This window comes from Chryseobacterium sp. Chry.R1, assembly GCF_039645525.1.
Taxonomy (GTDB): domain Bacteria; phylum Bacteroidota; class Bacteroidia; order Flavobacteriales; family Weeksellaceae; genus Chryseobacterium; species Chryseobacterium proteolyticum.
Genome location: NZ_CP151793.1, coordinates 3829780 through 3845777 on the forward strand (window position 1 = coordinate 3829780; position 15998 = coordinate 3845777).

At 40.9% G+C, this 15998-nt stretch carries 9 protein-coding genes; all 9 read right to left on the bottom strand.

All coding sequences use genetic code 11. The annotated features are described in order from the left end of the window. Nucleotides 1-248: 248 nt before the first annotated feature. The 9 genes from AAEU33_RS17155 to AAEU33_RS17195 all read right to left on the bottom strand — a co-directional run bounded on the left by AAEU33_RS17155 (nucleotide 249) and on the right by AAEU33_RS17195 (nucleotide 15997). On the bottom strand, nucleotides 249-2771 hold the full coding sequence (locus AAEU33_RS17155; protein ID WP_345989131.1) for a glycosyl hydrolase 115 family protein: 2523 nt from the start codon (nucleotides 2769-2771) through the stop codon (nucleotides 249-251). Between the two features lie 17 nt (nucleotides 2772-2788). Next, nucleotides 2789-4009: an SGNH/GDSL hydrolase family protein gene (locus AAEU33_RS17160; RefSeq protein ID WP_345989133.1), complete on the bottom strand. Its 1221-nt coding sequence runs from the start codon at nucleotides 4007-4009 to the stop codon at nucleotides 2789-2791. Nucleotides 4010-4035: 26 nt separating this feature from the next. After that, nucleotides 4036-5973 carry a glycoside hydrolase family 97 catalytic domain-containing protein gene (locus AAEU33_RS17165; protein WP_345989135.1) on the bottom strand — a complete coding sequence of 646 codons (1938 nt, stop codon included), beginning with the start codon at nucleotides 5971-5973 and terminating at the stop codon, nucleotides 4036-4038. 2 nt (nucleotides 5974-5975) lie between these two features. Then, nucleotides 5976-7352: a glycoside hydrolase family 43 protein gene (locus tag AAEU33_RS17170; protein ID WP_345989137.1), complete on the bottom strand. Its 1377-nt coding sequence runs from the start codon at nucleotides 7350-7352 to the stop codon at nucleotides 5976-5978. A gap of 8 nt (nucleotides 7353-7360) precedes the next feature. Next, nucleotides 7361-8767, bottom strand: a complete 1407-nt coding sequence (locus AAEU33_RS17175) for a glycoside hydrolase family 43 protein (RefSeq protein ID WP_345989139.1) — start codon at nucleotides 8765-8767, stop codon at nucleotides 7361-7363. A 13-nt stretch (nucleotides 8768-8780) separates the two neighbouring features. Continuing rightward, the gene (locus tag AAEU33_RS17180; RefSeq protein ID WP_345989141.1) at nucleotides 8781-10799 is read right to left on the bottom strand and encodes an NPCBM/NEW2 domain-containing protein; all 2019 of its coding nucleotides are present in this window, start codon (nucleotides 10797-10799) and stop codon (nucleotides 8781-8783) included. 118 nt (nucleotides 10800-10917) lie between these two features. After that, the gene (locus AAEU33_RS17185) at nucleotides 10918-12294 is read right to left on the bottom strand and encodes a glycoside hydrolase family 43 protein (RefSeq protein WP_345989143.1); all 1377 of its coding nucleotides are present in this window, start codon (nucleotides 12292-12294) and stop codon (nucleotides 10918-10920) included. A gap of 17 nt (nucleotides 12295-12311) precedes the next feature. Next, a complete protein-coding gene (locus AAEU33_RS17190) occupies nucleotides 12312-13430 on the bottom strand; it encodes a family 43 glycosylhydrolase (protein WP_345989145.1) in 1119 nt (372 codons plus the stop codon). A gap of 11 nt (nucleotides 13431-13441) precedes the next feature. Next, nucleotides 13442-15997, bottom strand: a complete 2556-nt coding sequence (locus AAEU33_RS17195) for a glycosyl hydrolase 115 family protein (protein WP_345989147.1) — start codon at nucleotides 15995-15997, stop codon at nucleotides 13442-13444. Nucleotide 15998: the final 1 nt, after the last annotated feature.

Sequence of the window (15998 nt, forward strand, 5' to 3'; positions counted from 1 at the left end):
TCGTGATTTTGATTTTAACAATTAAAGTAAGGGCAATAGATTCCCCATCAAGACGGTTGATTTTCAAAAACCGTCAGGAAAATACCCTGAATGATATCAGGCAGCGATCTGTTAAATAAAGTTGCTTACAAAATCATCTGCTGTTCTTTCTCTTCATTCTCTGTGAGGGAACTGTATTTCAGATTGGAATGTGAAATAAGATTAGTGTTTCATAATTAAAGTGTTGTTTGTGATGAGTATTGGGTCACTCAGTGAAGCATTTCGCTTTCGGGAGCGCCCAGGTAAGAGGGTTTTAATCCTCCGGTATTGATCAGTATTTTTTCAAGGACAATGCCGGGTTCCAGCACTCTGAAACGTAAAGTGTGTTTTCCAGCCTGCTGAACCGAATGCTTTGTAATAGATTTAATAATATGTTCTGACTGCCATCTTCCCAATTCTCCTTTGTAATGGCCATTGAAGTTGACAATTTGCTGAGTTTCGTTGTCAAAAGAAATTTCGTAACGCAATCCTTTATTATGATTAAAATTTAAAGTCGGTGCTAATAATAACTGGACTTCAAACTCCCCTTTTGATTCAAAATTGATATCATATTCCAGCCAGATATTTTCATTAGCTTTGGGATAGGCATTCTGCGGAAAGGTTGTCACTCCCGACTTTGTTTTTCCGAAATCAGGAATCACTTCCCAATGGATTCGGTCAGAATTGCTCATTCTTGCAAAATTTTCTGCTTCAATGGAAACATAGCCGTTTTTCTCCTGAAATACCTTTTCTTTGGGAACCTCAGCGTCAGAAATATAGGTCACTTCAGGCATTATATTTTCTTTTCCGTCTGCCCAGCTTTTATATCCTATCCTCATCTGATCCATCATATGCTTCCATTTTCCTCCAGCAATCACATTATTGTATTGATTATCCAAATAAGCGTTTCTTTCAAAACATGTCTTCACTTTATCTGCGTAGAAATTGGCTTCAGGATCTTTTTTTGCTGCCAGTTCCCTGTTTTTTGCAACAGCATAGTACATTTCGTATAAATTACTGCATGCATCAATTGGGTACAAAACCAACTGATAATACGCATCCTGGTACTCAGCCGGAATCTGCTCTTTTAACCGTAAGGCGTCTACGGCCAATGCTCTGTAATCATTTAAGACCGTTTCAAATTCATGGTAATTTTCAAGGCTGTACGTTTTACTGTCAAGGGTTTCAGGAGTTACTCTTCTGTTGTATTTGGAATACAGATTAATCATCCTGGCAATTTCTTTGGCGTGTTTTTCTCCAAACTGCTGAGCAGCCCATTTCTCAGTATATTCCAAAAGGTTTTTAGCATTAAACTGCTTCGGATTCCAGGCCATTTCCAGGAAAAAACTGATCGGAAACTCCATAGGTTTTAAATCTCCTACATTCACGACCCAAAGCTTATCTACTTTGTGTGCATAAGAAAGATTCATCTGTTCCCAGACTCTCTGGATGGGGCTTATGTTGATCCATTTGGAGTTTCTCGGTCCGCCTACATAGTCGAAGTGGTAATAGATTCCATAGCCTCCTTTATGCAAAGGTTTTGAAAGGTCCGGAAGCTTTCTTACATTTCCCCAGTTATCATCACAGAACAGCAGGATCACATCATCCGGAACCCGCATTCCTTTATCATAATAGTCCTGAACTTCTTTATACAATGCCCAGACCTGAGGTGTTTTTTCAGCTTTTTTTCCGGTAACCTCAGCAATGATTTTACGCTGGTCTTTTACAATTTTCTCCAGCAGGGCAATATTGGTTCCCTCTCCCATCGCTTCGTCACCATCACCCCGCATCCCTACTGTAACAAGCTTTTCCCAGTTTTTGCTTCTCTCCATTCCGGATCTCCAAAATTTTTGTAAAACTTCCGCATTTTTGGCATAATCCCAGACATTCGGGAGGTTATTTTTTTTGATATACCTGTGCCAGTCGGTTTGTGCCAAAGCCATAGGCTCATGGTGGGAAGTTCCCACGACAATACCCATTTCATTTGCTAAAGGGCCGCTCAGAGGATCGTCGTCATAGAATGCTTTCCCCCACATTGCCGGCCAGATATAGTTTCCTTTAAGACGCAGGATCAGTTCAAAAACTTTTTCGTAAAATTTAGAATTAACTCCGCCAAAAGTTGCTCTTGCCCAGCCTCCCAATGAAGGTTCTTCATCATTAAGGAAAATACCGCGATACTCTACAGCAGGCTCACCATCAGTATATATTCCTTTTTTAAAGTATACATTATCTTTTTTCTCAACCGGAACGTCAGCCCAATAATACCATGGTGAAACACCTATCTGCTTAGACATTTCATAAATCCCGTAAATCGTTCCCCTTTTATCACTTCCTGCAATCACAATGGCTTCAGAAACGCCCGGAAATGGATCACTGACATTCTGAATGATATATTTTTCTCTTTTCCCTGTTAATGCTTTTCCATCCAGCTTTTTTTGACGAATTAAATTATCAATGGTCTTGCTTTTACCTGCTTCACCAATAATGATGATCATTCCGTTCAAGCCAGAGTTTTGGGAAATAAGATGAGGCTGAACACCGGTTACTTTTTGAAAATCAGATTGAAGGTTCGCAACAGCACGCAGAATTCCTTTATCCGAATCACTGTCTGAAAAAAGCATCAAACCTGAATTACGCTCTTTCAACACCACCGAATTTTCTGTCTTAGCAAAAGAAATAAATGGTTCGGTTGCTTTTACAAAAAATATAAACAACAACGTAAGAAACAACGAAATGTTTTTTGTAAAATTCATACTATATCTTTTTGATTTTAATTTTTAAATAAGTTCAGATTCACAAATTCTCCCATTCTCCTGTAGCCGGCCTCATTGGGGTGAAGGAAATCATGATCGTGCATATCGTTTAAGATGACTTCCGGATTTTCACTTTGCATTTGTTTTGCAAAATCGATGACGGCATCAAACTTCCCGCTGTTTCTGATCCAGTCGTTTACTTTTTTCCAGGCCTCGATACGGAAAGGTTTGTCGTAGAATGACTTTCCGAAAGGAAGAATCGTTGCTCCGTACACTTTGATCCCGTTAGCATGTGCCTTATCGATCATCACCTGGTAAGCGGCAATCAGTTCTTCTGTTCTTTTGGAAGCGTCATCAGGATCTCTTGTTCCTCCCAGATCATTCACTCCTTCCAAAATAATAAGCCATTTTACGCCCTGCTGATTGAGGATGTTATAATCGAAACGGTCTAATGCTGTAGGACCCAAACCGCCACGCACTACACAATTCCCACCAATCCCGAAATTAAGGACACTTATATTCCTGGTAGAAGGATTAGCCAATAACCGCTGAGAAAAAATATCCGGCCAGCGATTCTGTCTGTTGGTTCCCGATCCTCTTCCATCGGTAATGGAATTCCCCATAATAGCCACCGCATACGAAGGTTCACCGGTCTTTACATCGATGTTAAAAAGCGAATACCAATGATCTGTTTTTACAGGATTTTTAAATACTGCAGCATTGGCCTGCTCACCTTTAACAATAAAAGAGGTTGTTCTTGACCCCGGATGTCCGGTGACAGATTGGGTTACTTTTGTATAGGAAATTGTAATAGCCAGTAACGAATTAGGCTTCAGGTTAAAGTTCACTTCATCAGAATAAATATCGGATCCGGGAGCAATTTTAAAACTGTTTTTCTTCTCAAACGTTAATGATCTGATGCTGGTTGCATCCACATTACTGCTATCGGACGGCACGGCAATAGAAACGGCTTTTACCTCCAGGCTATCCATGGAATATTTGTTGGAGAAACGTAGCCGCAGTTTTTTCCCACCCACAGATACACGCACAATCTGACGCAGGGTGTTCCCCGAAAGCCCTGGTTCCGGCGCAAGGTTTTTAGGTTCCACCAATTGGGGAGCTGTTGCCCAGGTAGTGAGCCACTGGTCTTTGGAAGACTGCTTTTCCAGACTCTGTGAGGAAGAGCAGGAAACCAAAAATCCCGAAATGATAAAGATATATAAGTTTTTGAAGCGCATTTTTTCCTGTTTTATTATATTAATCTCTAATTTCTTATTACAAATCCTCCGTTCGGCTGAATTTCAATTGTAAAGTCGCCTTTTGCATTTACTTTCACTTCTTTCTCTGATGTATTTCCTTTTGCATCATCATTGATAAGTTGCAAGTTTTTCCCGGCGAACATCGGAAGTTTTATTTTCAGTTTTTGGGATTGCTTTTCGGCATTTACCCCTGCCACATACCATCGATCCGCATGTCTTCTCGCAACCACGGCATATTTCCCGGGATAGCCGTCTATGAAAACTGTCTCATCCCAAAGTGTCGGAACTTCTTTCATGAAGCTGAGCTGAAATTCCGGAGCATCGGTCAGGTTATTCGGCATGATGCCAAACATCTGAACGGGATTCTGAAACAGGACTGCTGTAGCCAGCTGAAAGCCATCTGTGGTATGCCTTTTATTTTTGTCTCTGTTGGATTCTGTTAAATATGTATTGAGGAAAGTACCTCCGAATTCCATACTTCCCACTGTGTTTCTGATGAAAGGATGAAGTGTGGCAAAAAAAGCTTCCTGTTTCCGTACATCTTCTGAGAAATAAAGCATTTCTGAGGCAAGAACGGCCTCACTTCCTGCATAATTCGGGTACATTACTTCCCAGCCTCTCGGGACAGTGGCTCCATGGAAAATAATGGTTAATCCAAAATCATTGGCGTCGGAAAGAATATCTTCGTACAGACGCATGGTTTCCTGTTTGTCTCCTCCGAAGAAATCCACTTTCAGTCCTTTTACGCCTGTCTCTTTCAGCCATTTCATTTCTTTTTTCCGTTCAATAGATGAGCTCATTTTGTTTCTCGGTCCCATCGGTGCGTCATTGGCTGCCCCATTGGAATTGTACCAAAGTAATACTCCCACGTTTTTCGATTTTGCATATTGAATAAGCTCTTTCATGCGATCTTTACCTATATTTTTATCCCAAAGCGCATCTATAAGAATAAACTGATATTTCAACGCAGCAGCAAGGTCTATGAATTTCACCTGATCATCATAGTTCATACTGTTATCCTGCCAAAGAATCCAACTCCATGTAGATTTTCCGAACTGATATTCCTGTGAAGGCTCATACATCGGATCTACAACATCAAAAGGAATGGTAGTTTCTACGATGGGTTTCAGGGAGCTGCCTACTGTAATTGTTCTCCACGGTGTTTTTCCGGGAAGAGAAACGGCTGCTCCGGTACTTCCGAAACCGTTATTTTCAGCAATGTTCGGATAAGCGACTTTGTAAAGATTTTTTTCTGCTGTGGTTTCAAGGTGTGAAGCACAATACGTACTGTTCACTCCTGTCTCGGAAAGCAGTACCCAGCCCTCATTTACAATATGGAACAGGCCAGGGAAAACGTATCCATAATCGGATGGCATTCCCAGCTCAGCATCAGCTTTATAGCCACTTTCATAACTTGGCGCTGTACGGGCAAATCCCGTCATCGGCTTCATCATAGGTGAAAGAAAAGTAGTCGTCTGTGACGGAAATCTGTACCCTGTGGATTCTGACTGTATCACAACACTCAGCCGTTCTTTCATCGGTGGAATATTGTAGCGGAAAGCAATATTGTTGTTGCTCACCTGAAATTCAATGCTTATCTGATGCTGGTCTGCATTACTGAAGTTAACGAATAAATTATTGGCCTTATAATCAATCTCAGATTTTTTGATTTTTTCGTTCGTATATTTCTTAGAAACAATATCCTTTTTGCTGTCCATAAATTTCAGATCTTTTGAAAAATCGGACTCATTGGTTACCAGGCCCAGCGGGGATTTTTCAAGCATTGCTTTTCCCAGAAGGATAACATTATACGATGCTTTTCCCTCTTCTGAAAAAACCTGAAGCTTCAGGTGTCCATCCGGACTTGAAATTTCTGCTATCTGTGCAAAGCTTTTGCTGATCAGGAACAGGCTGAATACGATATATAAAACTTTTTTTTTCATAATTAATTATTTGCAAGAAAGGTCCAGTAATCGAAATACATAATATCTGTTGAGGCTTTTCCATTGAATACAAAGTACAGATCATGAATACCGGTAATTTTTTCAGTAAGCTGAACTTTTACGGTTTCCCAGCGGTCATCTCCACCCGTCAGTGGAACCTTTACCGTTGCGGCAACCGGGCCGTTCACAGCATCCAGATGAACGGTCATTGTGACGTCACTGTTATGGGTCGTTCCTACTCTTGCAGAGAAGGCAGCAGCTCCTTTTTTCCGGAAATCTACATTCTTTACACTGCTATAAGCCCCATTTTTCTTTGCTTTGATGAAAACACCAGCTTCTTTATTCTGATAGGATTTTACATTTTCCGACCAGGCAATCATTTCTGCCTGATTGAATGAATAAGGATTAACTGTTGCGATAGCTTTTGTAATTCCGCTGGTCATTTTAAATGGTGAAATGGAACCGTCTTTATTGAATGTAAGCTCTTCCAGACTTACTGATCTTGTAAACCCGCTTCCGCCCGGCAATGCACCATTGTGATAAAAGAAATAGGTTTTCCCCCGGAAATCAATAACACCGGGATGATTGGTGAATGACTTCCCTTCAGTAGGCATTACAATTCCTCCATATTTCCAGGGCCCTTGTGCTGTTTTACCTGTAGAATATCCTATGAATTCAGGAAGCGGACCACCCGGCCAGAAAAGATAATACAGGTTTTTCCTTTTGTACAGCCATGGGCCTTCCTCGTATTTTGTGGGTCTTTCCAGATTGGGTTTCCCATCTCTTTTGCCAAATGATTCTTCGGTCATCGGAACTTCTGTAATATTCCCGGAATAGGAGATCATATCTTCATTCAGCTTTACGTATTTAAGCTTAGGATTTCCCCAATACATATGAGCCTGTCCGTCATCATCCACAAAAACTGTGGGATCAATATCTCCCCATTCGCTCTGAACAAGAGGTTTTCCCAGCGGATCATGAAAAGGCCCAAACGGACTGTCGCCAACAGCAACCCCTATAGCGCCTTTGTTATTGGTTTTGGACCACATCGGAACGTATAAAAAAAACTTTCCGTTTCTTTCTACACATTGTGCTGCCCAGGCATCGCGTTTTGCCCAGTCAAAGTCTTTATATGAGAGAATTGTTCCGTGATCTGTCCAGTTCACCATATCATTGGTGGAATATACTTTCCAGTCGTTCATGGTAAACCAGGTAGAATCATCCTCATCGTGTGTGGTGTACATGTACAGTCTGTCATTGTACACCATGGGTGCCGGATCTGCAGTATAATTGGTCTGAATAATAGGGTTCTGCGCTGATAAACCTTCGGAAAAACCTATCAGACAAAACCCCAGTATATATTGTATTGTATTTTTCATAGTCAGTTTTATTTTTTCTGAAAGCTCCAGTAATCGAAATTAAATAACTTTCTTCCTGCCGTAATATTTTTCCCCTGGAACACAAAATAGACATCGTGGACACCGGAAACGGATTCTGAAATTTTTGAGTTTAAAGTTTTAAAATCTTCCCAGCCACCGGTTCTCGGAATTTCAATCTCGGCTATTTTTGGCCCTTTAACATCATCCAGATGAACTTCCAGAATTCCGCCATCAATTCCTGCGGCAACAGAAGCTGAAAATGCAGAAGCCCCTTTTTCAAAATCTACCGAACGGACCCTGATATACCCTCCTGCTCTGGCATCGGAGACATACACTCCGGTTTTTCTGTTTTCGGAAGTGCTGCATTTTTCCGACCATGCCATAGTTTCGGCTTCGGTTCTCTGATATGGATTTAAGGTTCCAGCCGGAGCTACGCCTTCTTTGGTCATTGTGATCTTCGGAATAGTCCCATCAGCATTATATCTGAATTCTTCTACAGCCGTTGAGCGTCCGTAGCTTCCTCCGGCCGGTAATAATCCGGTATGGTAAAACAGGTAGGACTTTCCTTTGAAATTGATAATTCCGCCATGGTTGGTAAAGCTGTTAGTAGGCTGGTCGGTCATTATTTTCCCCTGATATTTCCACGGCCCGGTTGGCGATGGACTGGTTGAATAGGATAAACATTCTGTTCTTCCGGTCATTCCAGCATACATCATATAATATTGATTATTTCGCTTGTAAAGCCATGGTCCTTCTACATATACATCATCAAATTTTTCCTGCTTTTGCAGAACTTCATCACTTTTCCCGGGACGTCTCAGCCCACCAAAAGCTTCCACCGATTGTGGAATTTCTGTGATTTGTCCCTGATAAGAAGTCATATCTTTATTGAGCTTCACATAAAATAATTTACTGTTTCCCCAATACAGATAAGCCTGTCCGTCATCATCTATAAAAACAGTCGGATCAATATTATCCCAGGTTCCGGTTGAAATCAGAGGTTTTCCCAAAGCATCTTTGAACGGCCCGGTAGGACTGTCAGACACCGCCACCCCAATAGCCATATTGTTGTCAACGGTCTGTACACAGATATACCAGTAGAATTTACCGTTTCTTTCAATACATTGTGCTGCCCAGGCCCTATCCCGTGCCCAGCTGAAAGACTCTAAAGAAATGGGAGAACCATGGTCTGTATAATTGACCATATCTTCCGTGGAATACACCCGCCATTTGGTCATCGTATAAAAATCAAATCCCGGCTGATCATCCCCTGTATAAACATACATTTTCCCTTTATAGACCATGGGAGCAGGATCTGGTGTAAAATGGGTCTGAATAACCGGATTCTGTGCAGCAATACCAATCCCTGCCAACAGAAAAGAAAGTGTGATATATTTTAAATTTCGTTGATTCATATCTTTATCTTAATTATTTGAGTGAAATGAATTTATAATAGGCAACACCATGTGCCGGAATGTCCAATGAAAGACCTTTTTTGTCTGTGTTGATTTCTGCAATATCCTTCTGTCTCCAAAGGTCACGAACCGCCTGAACACCGGAAATCCCTAATTTTTTGAACTCTTTATATGACAGTGTCACTTTTTCTCTTCCGAAATTGGCAAAAGCTACTGCCTTTCCTCCGTCTTCCAGCTCTTTGACATAAATTCTGAGCTCACCAATGGTCTGCAAACAAATCCCCTGTTTTCCCAAAGCATCCTGATTGACGGCAATAACTTCGTCATTCGTCAGAAGGTTTAAAGTGAAATCATCCAGTTTCTCAAGGTCACAGCCAATCAGCAACGGGGCTGAAAAAATACTCCACAAACTCATATGAAGATACTGTTCATCAGGCTTCAACCGACTCTGATGTGGATTTCCCCAACCGACAACGCCAACAACCAGCATATCCGGATCGTTCCGGTTTCCGGGTTTCGCAAAAGGAGCCGCTTTATCCTGAGCAAGAGCAATATTCTTTACGCTTGACCAGGTATCTGTAATATCGTTGGTGGTACGCCAGGATTGTGCATTGACCTCATCACCCCACTTCCACACATCGCCCATTCCATATTGGCAGAGGTTGTACACGATGTCTCTTGGCTGCTGCTTCAAAAGGTTTCCCATCAGTTTGAACGGTTTTACACCTTTATCTGGATCCCCGCCGCCCTCAAAAGCAAGAGAAGGAACTTTATCGGGATTATTATCCGGCAGCCCGTCAATTACACCACCATAGCTGCACCAGTCATATTTCAGGTAATCAACGCCCCATTTGGCGTAGCTTTCAACATCCTGTTTTTCGTAACCGTAGCTTCCGGCACATCCGCCACAGGTCCATGGACCGGGGGAAGAATAAATTCCCATTTTCAAACCATTGTTATGCATGTAGTCTGCAAGACCTTTCATATCAGGAAATTTGGAATTGGTCAGGATATAACCGTTTTCATCACGCATTTTTCCCTTGAATGAAGGGTCTTTCCCCTCCCTGTTAAACTGCCAGGAATCATCGATATTGATATAATTCCATCCATGATTGATCAGTCCTGACTTTATGAGGGCATCTGCTGCACGTTTCACTTTATCAGCAGAAACTTCATGTCCGAAGCAGTTCCAGCTATTCCAGCCCATTGTAGGCGTGAGAGCGATTCTGTCTCCACATTCTATTTTTAATTTTTTTGAAGCTGAACCTTTTGCATTTTTAGCATTCAAAGTCACTTCATAACTTCCTTTAGAATCTATTTTTCCAGTGATGATTCCGGTCTGTGAATCTATTGTTAAACCTTTCGGAAGATTTTTTGCTGTAAAAGTCATTGGTCTGTCACCCGTTGCTGCAACCCTGAACAAAAAAGGTGAGCCAGGACGAACTCCGTAAACGCCTGCTGAATTAATTTTTGGAGTTGCCGCAGGTTTTGGCGTCAAAATATAAGGTACTGATGAAATCGGATTAAATGTTGTCAGTTTTGCACCGCCTGCTGTTTCAAACTTAGCATCTGCCCAATCGGCGTGATCATAATAAGGTCCGTTTCCGCCGTCTGTTACGACTAATTCTAATTGTTTTACACCTTCCAGCGAAACGGAAACAGGCTTTGCTTTATCGCCTAATTTCATGACCCCGCTAGACCAGAGCTTTTTATGATCTCCATAAATTTCAAATTCCACGGCAGGGTTCTGTCCTTTGATCTCATCATCTATTCCTACTAAGGCTGAGAATTTTTTGACTTTCCCGTTTAATGTAATCAACAAAGAACTTTCAGCGTGGGTTCCGAAGCCTCTTTTGAAAACTTCGCCGGCAATGGTTATAGGTTTTCCGTCCACCGAAGTATTGATGCCGGGTTTTCCGTGTCCCTGTGTTACAACGCTTAAATCCAACTGGTCTAACCAAACGGTTGACTGCGCATTTAAACAGTATCCGGCAATGAGAAAGCTGAAAATAAAGAGTTTAAATCTGAACATTTTTAAAATTGTAACTGATATATTAATATAACTCATAACAAATGAATTAAGTTTTGGCTCAAGCCACCCATATTCTTTCTTTATAAAATCATTCCTATTGATATTCCTGAATTCAGCTTTAATTTCTAAATTTCCACCAATCGAAATAGAAAAGGTCTTTTTCTCCTTTAAAAACAAAATATAAATCGTGGATTCCCTTTACACTTTTCAGAGGTGTATTAATAGTCTTATATAAGTCACCCTCACCTTTTCCTGTAACGTTAACAACGCCAAGCACAGGCCCATTAAGAGCATCTGAACGTACTTCTATTGTTCCTCCATAGAGAGAAGCGACATTCACATCCAAAGATTTTACACCTTTGGAAAAATCTACTCCCTGGATTTTAATATAATCACCATTGTTAATTGAGGTAACGATGATACGGTCTGTGATTTTTTTGCCTCTGTTATAGGGTTGATTGCGTTCCCATTCTGTGACCATTTCTGTTTTCAGGCCTTCGCTGTAAGCCATCGTTTCTGCTTCAACTTTTTTATAAGGATCCAGAGTACCTACTCTTTTTGCGCCATCCGCAGTCCAGAAAGGAAGCTTCTGAATGGTTCCATCTGCATTGTATTTCATTTCGCTTACACAAACCGAACGGCGTTCGTAATGTTTGCTCATCGTCTGTTTCCCGATATTATAATTGAATCCGAAAACATACGTTTTCCCTTTATAATCAATAATTCCCGGATGGTTTCCGTTGGAACGTTTGTCACTGTCCATAATCATTCCCTTAAATTCCCAGGGACCGGTGGCAGATTTGCTCATCGCATAGCCCATCCCTTCCGGACAGCAAGTAGAGGCATAAGCCAGATAATAATGGCTGTTTCTTTTCCAAACCCAAGGTCCTTCCTGGTAATGAAAAGGGTCAGATGAACCTTTCACTTTAGCGATTGAAGGATCTTTTACGATATCTCCATTGACAGAAATCATATCTTCATTCAGCTTGACATACCAAAGGTTCGGATTTCCCCAATAGAGATAAGCCTGCCCGTCATCATCAATCAGAACAGTTGGATCTATATCATCACCTGAATTTTTCACCAAAGGTTTTCCTATAGGATCTTTGAACGGACCATACGGACTATCGGCCACAAGAACCCCTATTCCTCTTTGTCCCGGCATCGGGCAATACATATAAAACTTACCGTTTCTTTCGATCACCTGCGGGGCCCAGGCTCCGTTTTCAGGATCGGTCCATTTGAAATCTTTTAAAGAAGCTACTATTCCTTGATCAGTCCAATTGACCATATCAACAGACGTGTAAAGCAGCCAGTTTTTCATTTTAAAACCAAACGCATCATCTTCATCATGGCTGGTGTAAAGAAAAACGGTGTCTTTATAAACCATTGGAGCCGGATCGGCTGTGAATTTGGTCTGGATGATCGGATTTTGGGAATGAACAGATATTCCTAACAACAACAACCCAAAATTCAATATATGTTTCTTGATCATATTAATTATTTTTCGAATTAATATTTAATGATTTGTTCCGTCCAGGTTGGCGGATTAATGTAAAACATTCCGTCTTTGTAATGCACCGGTTCGATTCCCATCTGTGGACCCAATTCCCAAGGTTCAAAGGTCTGACTGTACGGATACGGTCGTTTTTCGTACATAAAATAATGACAGGAATTCCAGAGATTTCCGTCAGGACCGATGAATAATGCGTTGTGTCCCGTTTCCTGATAAGGGTCTTGAGTATCTGTAAACTGCAGGTTTTCATAGCCTCCATCTTTTGCCATTTGTTGTCTGTAACCTTTTTTACGAGTTCCAAAAATCGGTTCTTGTGAAGCGAGCTCCCAAGGTCCCAGAGGCGATTTTGATTTAAGCAAACCCACTTCATAACCTCTTGTCCACGTGGAAAAAAACATAAAATAGGTTCCTTCTTTTTTAGTCACGAAAGGTCCTTCAATTCCGCCAATCATCCATTCCGGCCATCCCGGTTGTTTTTTATCTAAAAATTTTTGAATAGGTGTGGTTAGTTTTCCTGTTTTTAAATCAATTTTAGCCTGAAACAGTCCATTTCCGCTGCAATAGAGATAAACCTGACCATCTTCATCTTCAAACAAAGTGGCATCGTTGTTATATTGCGGAGTAAGCGGACCATTCAGCAGTTTATAAGGGCCTGTTACTTTATCGGCAGAGAACAGCCAAATGCTGTGCGTCGTCATTCCTTTCGGATCTTCTTTGGTTACCTTTCCGCTGTTTACAATCAGATAATATTTTCCCTTGATAAAATTAATTTCAGGAGCCCAGAAACGACCGTCATAAGGGCAGTCTTTGGGAAGTTTTTTAGCATCTATTAAAAAGGAATGCTGTTTCCAATTCACCATATCTTTTGAAACCAACATCCGGACTCCGGGGTTTTTACCTTCCCAAACAGGATTAGAAGTTCCCACGCAATACCACAAATCATCTACCTTAATAATGAAATGGTCACGCATAGAAATGGCGGAATCTCTGGTAATCGGGTTGGTATATCGAAATTCCCTTTTGGCTGGAATTTTTGGCGTTTCACCCTGAGCAAAATTCAGATTTGAAGTAAAAATGAATAAACATAGTAACAGAATATCTTTTAAATTTTTCATATTTCAAATATTTATCTTTTATAAGGACTTTCATCCATTTTCAAATACGTTTCTTCATAACCACCGTTGTCAATGATGATTTTGTGCAGTACAATTCCTGGGTCAAGAGGTTCTATCATCAAAGTAAAATTGCCGTTGTGATTTTCGGGAACAACAAATGTTTCTACTTTCTCTACGATTCTTGCCGATGCAGCAGGATACATTTTGGAATAATTATTTGCCCAGGTCAAATCCTGATTGAGACCGATAATTTTTGAACTATTTGCATCGAGATAAGCTTTTATGGTGTGTCCGCCTTTTTTGAACGGAAGCGTGGAATCAAAAATGAAATGAATTCTTACCTCGGAAGGCTTATTTTTAAGATTAAATTGATAAGCTATTACTGAACCGGCAGTTTTTTCCGTATAAGGCATCAATGCAATCCCGGAAAGCGTTCTTCCCAAATCAGGAATAACTGTCCATTTTGTATTTGTTGAAGCTTTAGTCTCAAAAAAATGTTCGGCTTCCATTACAACGACACCGTTCTTTTCTTCAAAAAAATAACCGCCTGTTTTTGCTTCTTCTCTCGTGACTCTATAAACGGTTGGCTTGATATTCCCTTCCTTCGGCTCATCCCAGGATTTGTAGCCAATGTGCGTTTGGTCCATCATATGATTCCATTTTCCGTTGGAAATATTCAGGTTGTAATCTTTTGTATAATCGGCATCTCTGGTAAAGCATTCATCGGCATAATCTGCCCACTCATTGGCTTTTAAATCTTTCTCTTCAGCCAATTTGTGATTCATTGCAACGGCATAATACATGTCGTAAAGATTCGCCATTGCACGAACGGGATGCAAAACAATCTGTTTGTAGGTATCTTTGTAAGCCTCATCTAAATTGATGAATTGTCTCAAAGCCCTTGTTTCCAAGGCTAAATACGAATCTCTTACCTGCAAAAATTCACCGTTTTGAAGGTTATAGGCTTTATCATTCAGCATTTCTGCCGAAACTCTTGAATTGTATTTACAGTAAAGATTAATGATTTCTGCAATTTCCTTTGCATTGGTCTTTCCAAAATGTTCTTCTGCAAATTTCACCGAATAATTTCCGAGATTATCCTGTCTGAAAGAAGTCGGATTCCAAGCCATATTCAGGAAGAAATCCATAGGATATTCGTTCGGTTTTAAGTCTCCTACATTCAAAATCCAGATTTTATCAACGCCGTAACTGTACGTTAACTGCAGCTGTTCCCACATATGCGGAATCTGCGTCATATTCAACCATTGATAGGCCCTCGGAGCACCGTGCAAATCGACATGATAATACATTCCATAACCACCCGGATGTTTTTTACCGTTTAATTCCGGAAGACGCCGCACATTTCCCCAATTGTCATCACAAAGTAAAATAATGACATCGTCCGGAACTTTCATTCCCTGGTCGTAATATTCCAACACTTCACTGTACAAAGCCCAAAGCTGCGGGGTCTTTTTCGCAGGCTTTCCTGTTACTTTTTCAATAACTTTTCGCTGGTCATTCATGATCTGCTCCAACTGTTTGAAATTGGCTTCAGCACTTCCCAAATCGCTCATTGGTTCGTCTCCGTCACCTCGCATTCCCATGGTTACGAGATTATCATAATTTTTGTTCCGACGGAATCCATCTTCCCAAAATTTCAGAAGAGCTTCTTTATTGGTGTGATAATTCCATTCTCCGTTTCCGTATCCTTTGCGGTGATTTCCCCATTCTTTCTGAGCTCGCATCATCGGTTCGTGGTGCGAAGTTCCCATGACGATTCCATATTCATCGGCTACTTTAGGGTTAAGCGGATCATCTTCGTTAAAAGCTTTTCCCCACATTGCCGGCCACAAATAATTGGCTCTTAGACGCAACAGAAGCTCAAACATATTCGCATACATTTTGCTGTTGATACCTCCGAATTTCGTTCTTGCCCAGGTTCCGAAAGCAGGTTCTTCATCATTAATGAAAATTCCACGGTACTTTACTTTTGGCTCGCCCGAAGCAAAATATCCCGGAACGACATATGCTGAAGGACGTTTCTGAACGGGAACATCATTCCACCAATGCCACGGCGAAACGCCGAGCTGTTTTGAGATTTCGTAAATTCCGTAAACCGTTCCCCGTCTGTCACTTCCTGCGATGATGAGCTGTTTTTTAGATTTTGAAGATTCTAAGGTTGTAATGACAAAGCTTTCCCATTTTCCTTTCAAATCTTTAGCACTGATTTTTTTTGATAAAATCAGTTGATCAATCTGCTTACTGGTTCCAACAGTTCCGATGATGATTTCAAATTCGTTGGAAGTGTCTGTTGTTCCCAAATTGGGCATTTTCCCCGTCACTTTCTGAATGTCGGTCTGTAAGTCTTTTGCAGCACGAATGACGGCAATATTTTCTGATTGGTCATAAAATAAACCGGTAACTTTCCCTTCTTTTGAAACAATAGGAAAGCCTTTATCATCTGAAATGATATTTTCCGGAATTCCTGAGGTTTGCTGGGCAAAAATTCTTGCTGCAAAAAACAGAAACAGGATTAACAGTTTATTATTTTTGTGACACTTCTTCATG